Genomic DNA, 13,871 nt, shown 5'->3' on the forward strand with positions numbered 1-13,871 from the left:
GTTCTTCCGGTTCTTCCGGTTCTTCCGGTTCTTCCGGTTCTTCCGGTTCTTCCGGTTCTTCCGGTTCTTCCGGTTCTTCCGGTTCTTCCGGTTCTTCGGGCTCTTCCGGCTCGACAGGTGCCTCGCCACCGGGGACGGCGGGGGGCTCCGCCGTGGGTGCCGCGGCCTCATCGCCCGGCAGGGCATCGCGCGTCTCGGGAAGCTCGCGCTCGCCGGCCTGGTCGAACGCGTAGTTCAGCGGCTCCACGTCCTCGACGATCCGCGGCAGGCGCACGAAGTCATGGCCGCCCTCCTCGCCGCCGGCACCCGGGCCGGCCGCGGCCGGGTCCAGCACCGCCATCAGGTCGACATCGGGCTGCTCCAGGGCGGCCAGCAGGGCGTCGAGTTCCTCGTCGCCCCGGGGGCTGTCGGCCTCGGCACCCGCCAGCGCGTCGAGCACCGCGGGCTCCATCTCGACGACACGCCCGGCGCCGATCGCCAGCGTCTCGGGAGCGTCAATCACCTCCAGCACGGCGCGGCTGTTGGTGCCGGTGACCAGGAACTCGCCCGGCTGCAGGGCATCACCGATGCGCAACTCGCGCAGCGCACCGTCGGCGGACCGGGCCCAGGCCTGGCCGTTCAGGGAAATCAGGGTCGCGATGCTCATGGTGGGGTCCTCCCGGCTGACGGCGATCGAGACGAAATATGAACGACCGCTTCATGCAAAAGCATGGGGTCTGTCGGTCACAAAGCCCACTGTCCTGATGGACATAACGCACCGATCATTGACCTGGATCAGCCAGGCTGATGCTCTGGTGGGAAAGCCGCAGGACCAGCTGCATCCGGTCGCGGATGCCGAGCTTGCGGAACACGGCACCGAGATGGGCCTTGACCGTCCGCTCGGTGATGTCGAGGCGCCGCGCGACCTCCTTGTTGCTCTCGCCGCGCGCCACGGCCAGCGCCACGGCACGCTCGCGCTCGGTCAGCTCGGCCAGGACGTCATCCTGCAGGCGCACCTCGCCACCCAGGGCCTGGAAGGTGCCACCCACCACCCGGGCCAGCAGCTCCGGCGGCACCCAGATCCCCTGATGCGTGGTCACCAGCTCCACCTGGCGAAACAGCTCCGGCGGCGAGAGGGCGTGGACATAGCCCCGCGCGCCGGCATCCAGGGCCTGGAAGGCCTCTCGCGAGGAGGGCAGGTAGCTCATCACCACCAGGGTGGCCCCCTGGCGCCGCAGCCCGGCGACCAGCTCGGACCAGCCCGGCAGGTTGCTCATCACCCAGGCCAGGTCGCCGGCCCCGACCCGCGCACGCGCCTGGTCGGGCCCGACCTGGACCGCCCCCGCGAAGGCCTCCTGCCACCTTGGTACCTCATCGCGTCCACTGCAGACGAAGACATTCGCCATCATCGTTCTCCCATGGAATCACTCCAGGCCCGCAGCACGGGCTTGAGCATGAACTGCATCACGGTGCGCTTGCCGGTCATGATGTCCACCTGGGCGGTCATGCCGGGGATCACCGACAGCTGCTGGTTGGCCTCCTCGCCATCCAGGGCCCGCACGCGCACCAGGTAGAAGGTGTTGCCGTTATCGTCGGTGATGGTATCGGCGCTGATATGGTCGAGCTCGGCCTCGAGGCCACCGTAGATGGCAAAGTCGTAGGCGGTGAGCTTGATCGTCGCCGGCTGGCCCGGCCTCAGGAAGGCGATGTCCTGGGGCGCGATCCGGGCCTCGACCAGCAGCTGGTCGTCGCTGGGCACGATCTCCACCACCTCCTGGCCCTGCTGGGCCACCCCGCCGATGGTGTTGATGTTGAGCCGCTGCACCACGCCGGTCACCGGCGAGCGCACCTCGGCGAGGCGCACCCGGTCCTGAAGCCCGGCGCTGGACTCGTCCAGGGCATTGAGGTCGCCCAGGGTCTGGGCCAGGTCGTTGCGCCAGTCGCTGCGGCGCTCGATGCCGAGCTCGCGCAGCTGGGTACGGGCCTCCTCGACGGCGGCCTCCAGCCGCGACACCGCGGCGGCCGCCTGGTCGCGTTCGCCGGTGGCCCGGGACACCTCGCGCTGCAGGCGCAGGATGTCCACCTCGGACACGGCGCCGGACTGCAGCAGCGGGCGCGTCAGGTTGAGTTCCTGGCCGGCCATGTTGGCCTCGCGCTGGGCGGTATCGCGACGGGCCTGGGCCTCGCGCAGCTCCTCCTCGCGCTGGCGGATACGGTCCTGCAGGATACTCTCCTGCTCGCGCAGCTCCTCACGGCGGCTCTCGTAGACCTCGCGCTCCTGGGCGACGATGCCCGGCGCCTCGGCGCGCAGCGCCTCTGAAGGGTCGAACGGAGTCTCGGTGATCAGGGCGCGCAGCCGCTCGGCACGCGCCTCCAGCGACAGAGCCTGGGCGCGGTTCTCGCGGAAGGTGGCGACGAAGCGGGTCGGGTCGATGCGCATCAGCACCTGCCCCGCCTCGACGAGTTGCCCCTCGCGCACCAGGATCTCCTGCACCACGCCGCCGTCGAAGGTCTGCACGCGCTGCAGCTGGCTGGAGGGGATCACCCGCCCGGCGCCCCGCGTCACCTCGTCGATGGCCGCGAAGTAGGACCAGACCAGCAGCGCCGTCACGGCCAGCAGCACCGTGTAGAGGAAGGCCCGGGCCCGCAGGGGGTCCTGCTGCATGCGTGCCCAGTCGGCGTCGCTGGCCCAGTCGCGGTTGAGGTGCGCGCTGGTCACCCGGCGCGAGAAGAGCCGATCCATGAAGGGGCGAAACGGCTTGCCGCCAGTCTCGGAGAAGCGCCCGATCGCCTCGAAGCCGCGCTGTTCGGCGCTCTTGCCCTGTTTCGTCGCCATCAGCCGGCCCTCCCGATCTGGCCCTTGCGCAGGGCCTCGACCACCTTGTCGCGGGGCCCGTCGGCCACCACCTTGCCGGCATCGATGACGATGATGCGATCCACCAGCGACAGCAGCGAGGTGCGGTGGGTCACGACGATCACAGTCTTGCCGCGGGCATAGTCCTTGAGGTTGGCCTTGAAGGCCTCCTCGCTGGCGTGGTCCATGGAGCTGGTGGGCTCGTCGAGGAGCAGGATCCTCGGGTCGTGAACCAGCGCCCGGGCGATGGCCACCGCCTGGCGCTGGCCGCCGGACAGCGCCTGGCCCCGCTCGCCCACCTGCAGATCGACGCCCTGGGGATGTGTATTCACCAGGCTATCCAGCCCGCTGAGCTGGATGGCCCGCAGCAGGGCCTCGTCCTCGACCCCCTCGCTGCCGCCCCCGGCGACGATGTTGTCGCGCAGCGAGCCGAAGAACAGGCTGACATCCTGGGGTACGTAGCCGATCTGGCGGCGCAGCTCGATGGGGTCGACCTGGCGGATATCCACCCCGTCGACCAGCACGGAACCGGCCGTGGGCTGGTAGAGCCCGAGGATCAGCTTGTTGAGCGTGGTCTTGCCGCAGCCGACCCGGCCCAGCAGGGCCACCTTCTCGCCCGGCTCGATGGACAGGGAGACGTCACGCAGTGCCTCGCGCTCCTCCTCCGGATAGCGCAGGGTGACCTTGTCGAAGCGGATCTCGCCACGCAGCGTCGGGCGGCTGACGAATGCCTTGCCCTCCGGACGCTCCACCGGGCGCTCCATCACGCCGTTGAGGGCCTGCAGCGCGGTGGAGGACTGGTGATACTGCGCCAGCAGGGCGGCGGCCTGGCTGACCGGGGCCATGGCCCGCGACGACAGCAGGTAGGCCGCAATCAGCCCGCCCTGGGTCAGGTCCCCCTCGATGATCAGATAGACCCCGATGATGATCACGCAGACCGCCACGCTGTGCTGGGCCCACAGTGCCACGCTGGAGACCGAGGAGCTGACCAGGCGCAGCTGGGCCGCGGTGCGCGACAGGAACGCCGAGGCCTTCTCCCAGGTGCCCTGGATGCGGCTCTCGGCACGCAGGGTCTTGACCGTCTCGAGCTGGGAGACCGACTCCACCAGGGTCGAGTTGCGCTGGGCGCTGACCCGCCAGGTGGTCTCGGAGAGCTCGTGCAGCTTGCCCTGGGCCGCCAGGGCATAGAGCAGCACGAAGAGGATGCCCACCAGCACCGGCAGCACCAGGGGCGGGCCGATCAGCGCGATGATGGCGGCGAACATCAGCACGAAGGGCAGGTCCACCAGCGCCACCACGGTAGCCGAGCCGATGAAGGCGCGCACCGACTCGTAGGACTGCAGCGTCGCGGCGAAGGAGCCGGTGGAGGCCGGTTTCGCCTCCATGCGCAGCCCCAGCACCCGGGCCATCAGGGTCGATGAGAGCTTGACGTCGGCGCGGCTCGCGGCCAGGTCGACGAAGGCGTTGCGCATCAGGCGCAGCGCCAGGTCGAAGCAGAGCACCACGAAGATGCCTGCCGCCAGCACCCAGAGGGTCTCGGTGGCATGGTTCGGCACCACCCGGTCGTAGACGTTGAGCACGAACAGCGGCATCGCCACGGCAAACAGGTTGATCATCACCGAGCCGGCGATGACGTCGCGATAGAGCTTGCGATTCTCGCGGATCACGCCCCAGAACCAGTGGCGCGAGCGCTGCTTCTTGACCTCGGGACCCCGGGCATCGAAGTGGAAACGCGGCCGGACGTAGATCGCCTGGCCGCTGTAGCTGGACTGCAGGCCGTCGAGGCTCACCTCGGTGGCGGCCTCGCCCAGTTCGGGAAAGATCACCCGGGCCCGGCGGGCCTTGAGGTCCAGCGCCACCAGCACGCAGGCGCGGCCCGGCTCCAGCAGCAGCACGGCGGGAAACAGCGCCGGGTTAAGCTGCACGAGGCGGCTCTTGACGATCCGCGCGGTGAGGCCCGCCCGAGCGGCCGCCCTTGGAAAGACGCCCGGCGTCAGGCGTCCTTCCTCCAGGGGCAGGCCGGCGGTCAGCGACTCGGCGGTCACCGCATGGTCATGCAGGGTGGCCAGGGTCTGCAGGCATTCGAGCAGTTCGTCGCGAACGACCGGACGTGCCGGGCCTTCGGACGGGTCCAGGGGTTCTCGCTGGCTCACGGACACCTCTATAAGTGGAGATGCCCCGCCGGCGATGGCCGACGGGGCTGATGGCAGACGCTCACGGATGAGGCGTCATCCTAGCGGAAGGCGAGCTGGCCCGTCTGCAGCGAGACGTAGGCATCCACCTCGGCATAGAGGTTGACCGCCGCGGGCTCGGCCCAGGCGCGGGACACCGGGTCACCGCCCGCGGCCAGGGCCTGGGGCTGGGCCTGGAGGGGCTTGAAGCCCAGATCGAGGTTCTCGCCCACCCGCTCCAGGGTCACCTCGACCCGGCGGTTCTGGCGACGCCCCTCGACGGTGCCGTTGGTGGCCACCGGCTGGCGGGACCCGAAGCCGCGGGTCTGGATCAGGCCCCGATCGACCCCCTGGCTCGCCAGGTAGTCGGCCACGCTGTCGGCGCGGCGCTGGGAGAGCGGGTCGTTGATGGCGTCGTTGCCGGTGCTGTCCGCGTGGCCGGCGATATAGACCCGCGAAAGGTCGGTGCGGTTGCGGATCTGGGCAGCCAGCTCGGAGAGTTCGCCGCGGGCCTGGGCGGAGAGCTCGGCGCTGTTGATGGCGAAGAGGGCATCGGCCGACAGGGTGATATCCGGCGCCCGGGTCGGGGCCTCGATGCCCCCGGTGAAGTCGGCCAGGGTGAAGCCCAGGGGACCGTCGGCCGGACAGATCACCTCGGGGTTGATCTCCACCCCGTCGCTGCCCATCTCGGCCAGGGTCGGCATGTCGTCACGCACCACGCCGAGGCTCTGCATCAGCTGCCCCATGGCGGCCAGGGTGCGGGCATCGGCCAGCGTCGCGTCGTACTGGGCGTTGACGAAGGCGCGGCTGGCCTCGAAGTACTCGTTCTCGCTGTCCAGCACGTCGAGCAGGGTGCGCTGGCCGATGTCGAACTGCTGCTGGTAGGCGCCGCGCACGCGGTCGATGGACTGGCGATGCTCGTTGAGGTAGCGGAGCTGCTCGCGCAGGCGGCGGGTATCGTTGTAGGCGATCTGGGTGGTCTGGCGGATGTTGTGGCAGACCACCTCACGCTGGTTGACCGACTGCTCGACGCGATCGCTGGCGGCCCGGAAAGAGGCCAGGTCGCTGCCGCCGCGGTAGAGGTTCATGCTGGCGACCAGCTCGATGCTGTGGCGATCGCGCTGGCCCAGCGGGTCGAAGTTGCCGTCGTTGCTGTCGTAGGTGCCGGTACGACCACGCAGGTCGAGCCGCGGCTGGAAGGCCGAGCGGGTGCCGGCCTGCTCGGCACGGCTCGCCTCGATGTTCTCGATGGCGGCGTGGAACTCGGGGTTGCCCTGGAAGGCCAGGTTGACGGCCTCCGCCACGGAGGGTGGCAGGCGGTTGTCCAGCTCGGGCGCCGGGGCCAGGTTCTCGGCCGGCAGGTTACCGACGATGCGCTGGTAGCGGGCGGTGACGTCGTGCAGGTTGGAGGCCTCGGTCATCAGGTTGGACTCGGCCAGGGCCAGGCGGCCGCTGATCTGCTCCAGGTCGACGCCGCGCCCGGCCCCGGACTGCACCCGCTCCTCGATCTGGTTGAAGACGCGCAGGTGGTCGGCATAGTTGTCCTGGGCCAGGCCCACCAGCTCGCGATAGCGGCGCACGTCCAGGTAGGCGCGGGCCGCCTCCAGGGCAACGTTCTCGCTGGCCCCGAGCAGCTCGTAGTAGCGTACCAGCTTGGCCCGATCCAGCCGCTCCACCTCGCTGCGGGTGGCGAAGCCGTCATAGATCATCTGGGTCAGGGTCAGCTCGGCGAAGGTGGTCTCGTAGCTGCCGCGGCCGTCCGACTCCCGATCCTCGCGACCGATGCCCGCCGCCACGTCGACGCTCGGCAGGTAGTTGCCGCGGGCCACGCCCACGTCGTTGCCGGCGGCACGGAGGCCGTTCCAGGCCGCATGCACCTCGGGATTGGTGGCCAGTGCCTGGCGGACCACCTCGGTCATGTCGGTGGCGCCCGGTCGAGCGAGCCCCGGGGGCAGGCTCTGAGCCACGGCGGCGGTCAGCGGCAGCAGGGCCAGGGCCCCGCCGACGACGGCGGCGCCGGCCAGGCGGGTGAGAGTGTGATCGGTTGCGCGTTTCATGGTAGTTCCCTTATGCATGATCCCGGGCCGATCCCCTTGGCTCGTCACCCGGCAGGATGTGAATGATGGTTGTTCGGGTCGCATCCCAGCGGACCGAAGCCGCATCGGATGGCGCATCCTTTCCCGTTACCCTTGCTCCGCCTGATGGCTTCTCGGTCGAAATGCCGGGATCGCGGGCGGAGACAGGTAGCCCTCAAAGGCTGAATTTTTTAATGTTTGTAAAATAGCGTAACTCAGCTTGGCATTTTGTCCAGCATCGTGACACTCGATCAAGCACAATCTCGTCTCTACTTGATGTAAGCCAGGGATTACGCGACAACGCCATCGCCCCGCCCCTCTCTCCTGCCCTGGCCAAACGTGCTATCGTCACGCGGCATTGACACGGCTGCATGACAAGGAGAACGCCATGTCCTCATCGGAAATCCAGAAGACCCGGGTCATCAACGAGCTGCGCGGTTTCATCAAGAAGCTCCTGCAGGACCCGAAGATCCTCGAGCAGTCGCTGGAGATCGCCCGCCAGCGGCTGCCCGAGGGCCGCAGCCGCGAGGTGATGGCGCGGATCGCCAACGAGATCTCGGAAACCACCAGCGTGCATATCCCGGAGGATCCGGCGGAGCACTCCGAAGCGGACCGCCTGTTCCTGGAGCTCCTCAAGGAGGTGGTCGACGAGGAGCAGGCCCTCTACTGAGTCCGGGTCGCCACGCCTCGCGGCATCCCCCTGCGCCCGGCCAACGCTGGGCGCGCTTCGTTCCGGCAGGCCCCGGCCCCTCTGGTACAATGGTAACCATCTGTTTCACAAGACCTTTACAGAAAAGCTGCCATGTACTACCTGCTCAAGCTCTTCCCGGAGATCACCATCAAGTCGCGCTCGGTGCGGCGCCACATGACCCGCTGCCTGGCGGCCAACGTGCGCAACACCCTGAAGCCCCTCGACAGGCGGGTAACGGTAAGGGATGGCTGGGACGCGCTGCATGTCTCCCTGCCCGACGGTGCCGACGAGACCCTCGCCAACGAGGTGGAGGCGCGGCTGACCCGCATCCCGGGGATTCATGAAATCCAGGCGGTCAGCGAAACGCGCTTCACCAGCCTCGATGAGATCGCCGAGGCCATGGTCACGCCATGGCAGGCGCTGATTGCCGGGCGCCGTTTCCGGGTCTCGGCCAAGCGCCGCGGCGAGCATGGCTTCACCTCGGCCGACATGGAGCGCCGGATCGGCGCCCGGCTGCTGGCCGCCGCCCCCGACGCCCGGGTCGACCTGACCGCCCCGGAGGTCGACGTTCCCGTCCAGGTGGTCGACGACCGGCTGCGGCTCATCCAGCGCCGCCTGACGGGCCCGGGCGGCTATCCCCTGGGGCTGCAGGGCCAGGCGCTGGCGCTGATCTCCGGCGGCTACGACTCCCCGGTAGCCGCCTGGCGCATGATGCGCCGCGGCATCAAGACCCACTTCCTGTTCTTCAATCTGGGCGGGGCGGCCCACGAGGCCGGCGTGCGCGAGGTGACCCACCACCTCTGGGAGCGCTACGGCCTCTCGCACCGGGTGAAATTCATCTCCGTGCCCTTCGAGCCGGTCGTCGGCGAGATCCTGCGCCGGGTCCCCGATGGCCTGATGGGGGTGGTCCTCAAGCGGATGATGGTGCGGGCCGCCTCGCGGCTCGCCCGACGGGCGAGGATTCCGGCCCTGGTGACCGGCGACGCCATCGCCCAGGTCTCGAGCCAGACGCTGACCAACCTGTCGCTGATCGACGAGGCCAGCGACCTGCCGGTGCTGCGCCCGCTGCTCACCGAGGACAAGCAGACGATCATCGACCAGGCCCGCACCCTCGACACCGCCCGCTTCGCCGAGGCGATGCCGGAATACTGCGGCGTCATCTCGCGACGCCCCCATACCCGGGCGCGTCGCCACCAGCTCGAGGCCGCCGAGGCCGACTTCGACTTCGCCATCCTCGATGCCGCCATCGCGGCCGCCGAGACCACCCTCTCCCACCGGCTCGCCGCTCCCGACATGGTGCAGCCCTCGCCGCGAGCGGCCACGGTCCCAACGGTGGATTCCCCCGGCGAGCTGGTGGCGGCCGAGGATGTCAGCGTGATCGACATCCGGGCGCCCCACGAGCGGGAGGCCTCGCCCCTGGCGCTGCCCGGCGTGCCGAGCCTGGCGATCCCCTTCTACGAGCTCCTGCAGCAGGCCGATGACCTGCCGGAGGACCGGCGCTACCTGCTCTACTGCGACCAGGGGGTCATGAGCCGGATGCAGGCCCTGCACCTGCATGACCGCGGGCTGACCCACTTCGGCATCTATCGGGACGCCTCCCCCCGATAGCGATTTCCTCCTTCGCTTCCGCCCGCCTCGGTCTACGCTTACAGGAAGATACCTTTTGTTACCGAAGGCGAGAGGGAGGAGACGCGCATGGAGCGGCGCGAACCATCATGGCATCGACCTCCGGCATCCGATGAGCCGCTGCTGTCGCACGGCTGGCCGCCCCCGCCGGGGAACGTCGCGCCGCAGGGGGCGACGCCTGCCCGACGCCGGCGTCGCTGGGGCCTCTGGCTGCTGGTCGTCACCCTGCCGGTGGCGGTGAGCCTGGCCACCCTGCTGGTGGCCGAGGCACGCACCTCGCGCTTCCAGGCCCAGGAGCTCTCGCGCTACGCCGGCACCCTCACCTGGACCCTGGCCCCCGGGCGCAGCGACCGCCTGCTGACACCGTCCCACGGCCCCTTCGACGAGCGGCTCGGCTACACTCGCCTGCCCGGCTTCGAGGAACGCCTGGTCTCTCGCGGGTACGCCATCGAGCGCCAGGCGCGCTTCTCCCCGGCGCTGATGGACTTCGCCCAGCGGGGGTTCTTCCCGCCCTACCGGGAGAAGACCCGGGCCGGCCTGAGCCTGGCGGAGTGCCGCGGCGACTCGCTCTACACCTTCCGCCACCCCCAGCGCCACTACCCGCACTTCGATGCGATACCGCCTCTGGTACTGGACATGCTGCTGTTCATCGAGAACCGTGAACTGCTGGATGCCAGCGCCCCCCATGCCAACCCGGCCGTGGACTGGCCGCGCTTCGCCCGTGCCGCTCTCTCCCAGGTGGGCCAGGCCCTTGACATGCCCGGCCAGTCCGCCGGCGGCAGCACCCTGGCCACCCAGATCGAGAAGTATCGCCACTCCCCGGGCGGCCTGACCGCCGCCCCCATGGAGAAGCTGCGCCAGATGGTCTCGGCCAGCGTGCGCGGCTACCGCCAGGGGCCCGAGACCCTCACCGCCCGCCAGGACGTGGCGCTGGACTACCTCAACACGGTGCCGCTGTCGGCCGCACCGGGCTACGGCGAGGTCCACGGCCTGGGCGATGGCCTGCATGTCTGGTTCGCGGCCGACTTCGATGAGGTGAACCGGCTGCTGGTCCCGGGGTTCAACGCGGCGGTCGAGCCCCAGCGCCACGGGCTGGCCCTGCGCCAGGTGCTCGCGCTGATGATCGCCCAGCGTCGCCCCTCCTGGTACCTGAACCGGGGCCGCGACAGCCTGGAACGCCTCACCGACAGCTACCTGCGCCTGCTCGGCGACGAGGGCCTCCTGCCGGTCGCCCTGCAGCAGGCCGCCCTCGACCAGCGCCTCGCCTTCCGGGACTTCGGCCAGTCACCCCTGCACACCCGCCTGGCCATGGACAAGGGGGTGCAGGTGCCGCGCAGCCGCCTCGCCGGCATGCTGGGCGTCTCCCTCCACGAGCTGGATCGCCTGGACCTGTCGGCCCGCACCACCCTGCAGGGCGACCTGCAGCGACAGGTCACCCACTACCTGCACCGCCTGGCCGACCCCGAGTTCGCCGGCGAGATCGGCCTGTTCGGCGACCGCCTGCTCTCCCCGGAGAAGACCGGCGAGGTGCGCTACAGCTTCACCCTCCTCGAGCGCGGCGAGGAGGGATTCCGGGTCCGCGTGCAGACCGACAACGGCGGCCAGCCCTTCGACCTCAACGAGGGCAGCAAGCTCGAGCTCGGCTCCACCGCCAAGCTGCGAGTGCTGGCCACCTACCTGGAGGTGATCGCCGAACTGCACGGCCGCCACGCCGGCCAGCCGCCGGAAACGCTGCGCTCGCTCGAGGTGGACCGCCAGGACGCCCTGACCCGCTGGGTCCTGGACCGGCTCGCCACCGCCCCCGACCTGCCCCTGCAGGACCTCCTCGAGGCCGCCATGCAGCGCCGCTACTCGGCCAGCCCCCACGAAGCCTTCTTCACCGGCGGCGGACGCCACACCTTCAGCAACTTCCGCCGCGAGGACAATGGCCGCCAGCCGACCCTCGAGGAGGCCATGCGCGAGTCGCTCAACCTGCCCTTCGTCCGGCTGCTGCGCGACCTGGTCCAGTACAGCATCCATCGCAGCGAGGACCGTCGGCAGCTGCTGGAGGACGACGGCGACCCCCGCCGGCTCGACTACCTGCAGAGCTTCGCCGACCGCGAGGGACGGGTCTTCCTGCAGCGCTTCTGGCGCAAGTACCGCCACCTGGAGAACGACGACCGCCTGGAGGCCTTCCTCGGCGGGCTGCGGGTCACCTCGACCCGCCTGGCCGCCGTTCACCGCTACCTCTTCCCCGAGGCCACCCCGGAGGCGTTCGCCGCCTTCCTGGCCGAGCGCCTGCCCGGCGAGTCGCTCTCTCCGGGGCGGCTGGAGGAGCTCTATCGGCGCTACGCCCCGGAGAATCACTCGCTCTCCGACCAGGGTTACATCGCCCGGGTCCATCCCCTGGAGCTGTGGCTGGTCGGCTACCTGCTCGACCGGCCGGAAGCCGGCTATGCCGACGCCGAGGCCGCCAGCCGCGACGAGCGCCAGGAGGTCTACGGGTGGCTGTTCAAGACCCGCCATCGCAGCGCACGGGACGTGCGGATTCGCACCATGCTCGAGGTGGAGGCCTTCCTCGACATCCACCAGCGCTGGCAGCGGCTGGGCTATCCCTTCGACCACCTGGTGCCGTCGCTGGCCACGGCGCTGGGCAGCTCCGGCGACCGTCCCGCCGCCCTGGCCGAGCTGGTGGGGATCATCCTCAACGACGGGGTCCGTCATCCCACCCTGCGCATCGACGAACTGCATTTCGCCGCGGGCACTCCCTACGAGACACGCTACGTCCCGGATGGCGGCCGGGCTCGCCAGGTGATGGCGCCCGAGGTGGCCGCCGTGCTGCGTGACACCCTGTCCCAGGTGGTGGAGGGCGGCACGGCACGGCGCCTGCAGGGCAGTTTCAACCTCGACGAGACGACCCCGCTGGTGCTGGGCGGCAAGACCGGCACCGGCAACAATCGCTTCGAGACGGTGACCCGCGGCGGCCAGGTGCTCCACTCCGAGGCACGCAACCGCACCGCCACCTTCGTGTTCTACCTGGGGGACGACCACTTCGGCACCCTGACCGCCTATGTGGCCGGCAGCGAGTCGGACCGCTTCCGCTTCACCTCCGCACTGCCCGTGCAGGTGCTCAAGGGCATGGAGCCGATCCTGCGCCCCTTCCTGGCCCCCGGCGCGCGCAGCGGCTGCCTACCCCCCGCCCAGGGTGACTGGCTGATGGCGGCCGGCGCCGTCGGCGGTGACAGCCCGGCGAGCCTGTGAGAGGCTCGATGGCAGGGATCCCCCATTGCCTCACCGGACACGCGAGGAGCTGACATGATCGACCTCTGGACGTGGAGCACGCCCAACGGCCGCAAGGTCTCCATCCTGCTCGAGGAGCTCGGCCTGCCCTATCGGGCCCATGCCGTGGATATCACCCGGGGCGAGCAGCGGGCGCCCGAGTTCGTCGCGGTCAGCCCCAACGGCAAGATCCCGGCCATCCGCGACCCGGATTCCGGCATGGCGCTGATGGAGTCCGGCGCGATCCTGATCTACCTGGCGGAGAAGGCCGGCCGGCTGCTGCCCACGGAGCCCGCAGCGCGTTACCGGACCCTGGAGTGGCTGATGTGGCAGATGGGCGGGCTCGGGCCGATGCTCGGCCAGGCCCACCACTTCCTGCACTTCCATCCCGGCAAGGCCCCCTATGCCGAGGAGCGCTACCACCAGGAGGCCCGGCGCCTGTACGGCGTCCTCGAGCAGCGGCTGGCCGACCGGGACTACCTCGCCGGGGACTACTCCATCGCCGACATCGCCTGCTGGCCCTGGGTGTCGCGCTTCGAATGGCAGAGGATCGACCTGGCGGACTATCCCGGCGTCAGGCGCTGGTACCTGACGATCGCGGCGCGACCCGCCGTTCAGCGCGGCTACCACTGTCCGACCCGGGTCAACGATATCCCGCTGCCGTGAACAAGGGGATCGTCCACAATGAAGCGCCCGGCAGCCTGGCTGCCGGGCGCTTCATTCGCGTAACATGACGGGAGGTGGCGGCCGGCGTTGCACCGGGCGCCAGGCCGACATCAGTTGCAGGGCACGACCTTGCGGGCAGTGTCCTTGGCCCACAGGCTCTGGCCATCGGGCGTGGTACCATGGGCGTTCCAGGTCTCGGTGACCTCGACGCAGTAGGAACCGAGGTCCTCGACCCGCTTCTCGGGATCGGCGGGACGGTCATCGCCGATGCGCATGATGTCGGGGTTGGAGCTGGAGTAGTTCGGCGAGATGGCGTTGCCGGCACAGCCGGCCAGCAGGGCAGCGGCCACCATAAGCGGCAGGGTGTGGCGAAGTCGCATGGGTCATCCTCCATGAAAGGTCAGTCGTTCTGATCGGTTCCATGGATGCGTGACAGGCAGGTGATGAGGCCCGGGGAGCCATCGATCCGTGTGGCCACCGGTCCTGACATTCTAACCGAGCCGGCGAGGGCTGGCCAATCGTTCGGCAACACGGGTGCAGCGGGGGCCCAA

The 13,871-nt window shown here is 69.7% G+C and carries 10 protein-coding genes; 4 read left to right on the forward strand and 6 right to left on the reverse strand.

The window, feature by feature from the left end; genetic code table 11:
• From BDK63_RS00270 to BDK63_RS00290, 5 genes are all read right to left on the reverse strand, one after another.
• Nucleotides 1–646, reverse strand: a 646-nt coding sequence (locus BDK63_RS00270; protein WP_183329310.1) for a retention module-containing protein, incomplete at its 3' end; no start/stop codon positions are given.
• 115 nt (nucleotides 647–761) lie between these two features.
• Complete coding sequence (locus BDK63_RS00275; RefSeq protein ID WP_183329311.1) at nucleotides 762–1,385, reverse strand: response regulator transcription factor; 624 nt, start codon at nucleotides 1,383–1,385, stop codon at nucleotides 762–764.
• Nucleotides 1,385–2,815, reverse strand: a complete 1,431-nt coding sequence (locus tag BDK63_RS00280) for an HlyD family type I secretion periplasmic adaptor subunit (protein ID WP_183329312.1) — start codon at nucleotides 2,813–2,815, stop codon at nucleotides 1,385–1,387. Before BDK63_RS00280 ends, BDK63_RS00275 begins: the two co-directional genes overlap by 1 nt.
• Nucleotides 2,815–4,986 (reverse strand): type I secretion system permease/ATPase, encoded by a 2,172-nt coding sequence (locus BDK63_RS00285; protein WP_343065252.1) that lies wholly within the window; start codon nucleotides 4,984–4,986, stop codon nucleotides 2,815–2,817. Before BDK63_RS00285 ends, BDK63_RS00280 begins: the two co-directional genes overlap by 1 nt.
• Nucleotides 4,987–5,066: 80 nt before the next feature.
• Nucleotides 5,067–7,061, reverse strand: coding sequence for a TolC family outer membrane protein (locus BDK63_RS00290; RefSeq protein WP_246385626.1), 1,995 nt, complete (start codon nucleotides 7,059–7,061; stop codon nucleotides 5,067–5,069).
• 406 nt (nucleotides 7,062–7,467) lie between these two features.
• On the opposite strand from BDK63_RS00290, the gene BDK63_RS00295 reads away from it, so the two are divergent.
• The 4 genes from BDK63_RS00295 to BDK63_RS00310 all read left to right on the forward strand — a co-directional run bounded on the left by BDK63_RS00295 (nucleotide 7,468) and on the right by BDK63_RS00310 (nucleotide 13,320).
• Nucleotides 7,468–7,749 carry a hypothetical protein gene (locus BDK63_RS00295; RefSeq protein WP_183329313.1) on the forward strand — a complete coding sequence of 94 codons (282 nt, stop codon included), beginning with the start codon at nucleotides 7,468–7,470 and terminating at the stop codon, nucleotides 7,747–7,749.
• A 132-nt stretch (nucleotides 7,750–7,881) separates the two neighbouring features.
• The gene (gene thiI / locus BDK63_RS00300) at nucleotides 7,882–9,378 is read left to right on the forward strand and encodes a tRNA uracil 4-sulfurtransferase ThiI (protein ID WP_183329314.1); all 1,497 of its coding nucleotides are present in this window, start codon (nucleotides 7,882–7,884) and stop codon (nucleotides 9,376–9,378) included.
• Nucleotides 9,379–9,465: 87 nt separating this feature from the next.
• Complete coding sequence (locus tag BDK63_RS00305) at nucleotides 9,466–12,636, forward strand: transglycosylase domain-containing protein (RefSeq protein WP_183329315.1); 3,171 nt, start codon at nucleotides 9,466–9,468, stop codon at nucleotides 12,634–12,636.
• 54 nt (nucleotides 12,637–12,690) lie between these two features.
• Complete coding sequence (locus tag BDK63_RS00310; protein WP_183329316.1) at nucleotides 12,691–13,320, forward strand: glutathione S-transferase family protein; 630 nt, start codon at nucleotides 12,691–12,693, stop codon at nucleotides 13,318–13,320.
• A 110-nt stretch (nucleotides 13,321–13,430) separates the two neighbouring features.
• On the opposite strand, the gene BDK63_RS00315 is transcribed toward BDK63_RS00310, so the two are convergent.
• Nucleotides 13,431–13,700, reverse strand: a complete 270-nt coding sequence (locus BDK63_RS00315) for a hypothetical protein (RefSeq protein WP_183329317.1) — start codon at nucleotides 13,698–13,700, stop codon at nucleotides 13,431–13,433.
• Nucleotides 13,701–13,871: the final 171 nt, after the last annotated feature.

Source organism: Halomonas campaniensis, assembly GCF_014193375.1.
GTDB classification, from domain to species: domain Bacteria; phylum Pseudomonadota; class Gammaproteobacteria; order Pseudomonadales; family Halomonadaceae; genus Halomonas; species Halomonas campaniensis.

What these genes read in the sequence shown, in the direction of transcription:
- BDK63_RS00280 (WP_183329312.1), bottom strand. Translation starts at nt 2,815, where the DNA reads ATGGCGACGAAACAGGGCAAGAGCGCCGAACAGCGCGGCTTCGAGGCG.
- BDK63_RS00295 (WP_183329313.1), top strand. Translation starts at nt 7,468, where the DNA reads ATGTCCTCATCGGAAATCCAGAAGACCCGGGTCATCAACGAGCTGCGC.
- BDK63_RS00290 (WP_246385626.1), bottom strand. Translation starts at nt 7,061, where the DNA reads ATGAAACGCGCAACCGATCACACTCTCACCCGCCTGGCCGGCGCCGCC.
- thiI (WP_183329314.1), top strand. Translation starts at nt 7,882, where the DNA reads ATGTACTACCTGCTCAAGCTCTTCCCGGAGATCACCATCAAGTCGCGC.
- BDK63_RS00310 (WP_183329316.1), top strand. Translation starts at nt 12,691, where the DNA reads ATGATCGACCTCTGGACGTGGAGCACGCCCAACGGCCGCAAGGTCTCC.
- BDK63_RS00315 (WP_183329317.1), bottom strand. Translation starts at nt 13,700, where the DNA reads ATGCGACTTCGCCACACCCTGCCGCTTATGGTGGCCGCTGCCCTGCTG.
- BDK63_RS00305 (WP_183329315.1), top strand. Translation starts at nt 9,466, where the DNA reads ATGGAGCGGCGCGAACCATCATGGCATCGACCTCCGGCATCCGATGAG.
- BDK63_RS00275 (WP_183329311.1), bottom strand. Translation starts at nt 1,385, where the DNA reads ATGGCGAATGTCTTCGTCTGCAGTGGACGCGATGAGGTACCAAGGTGG.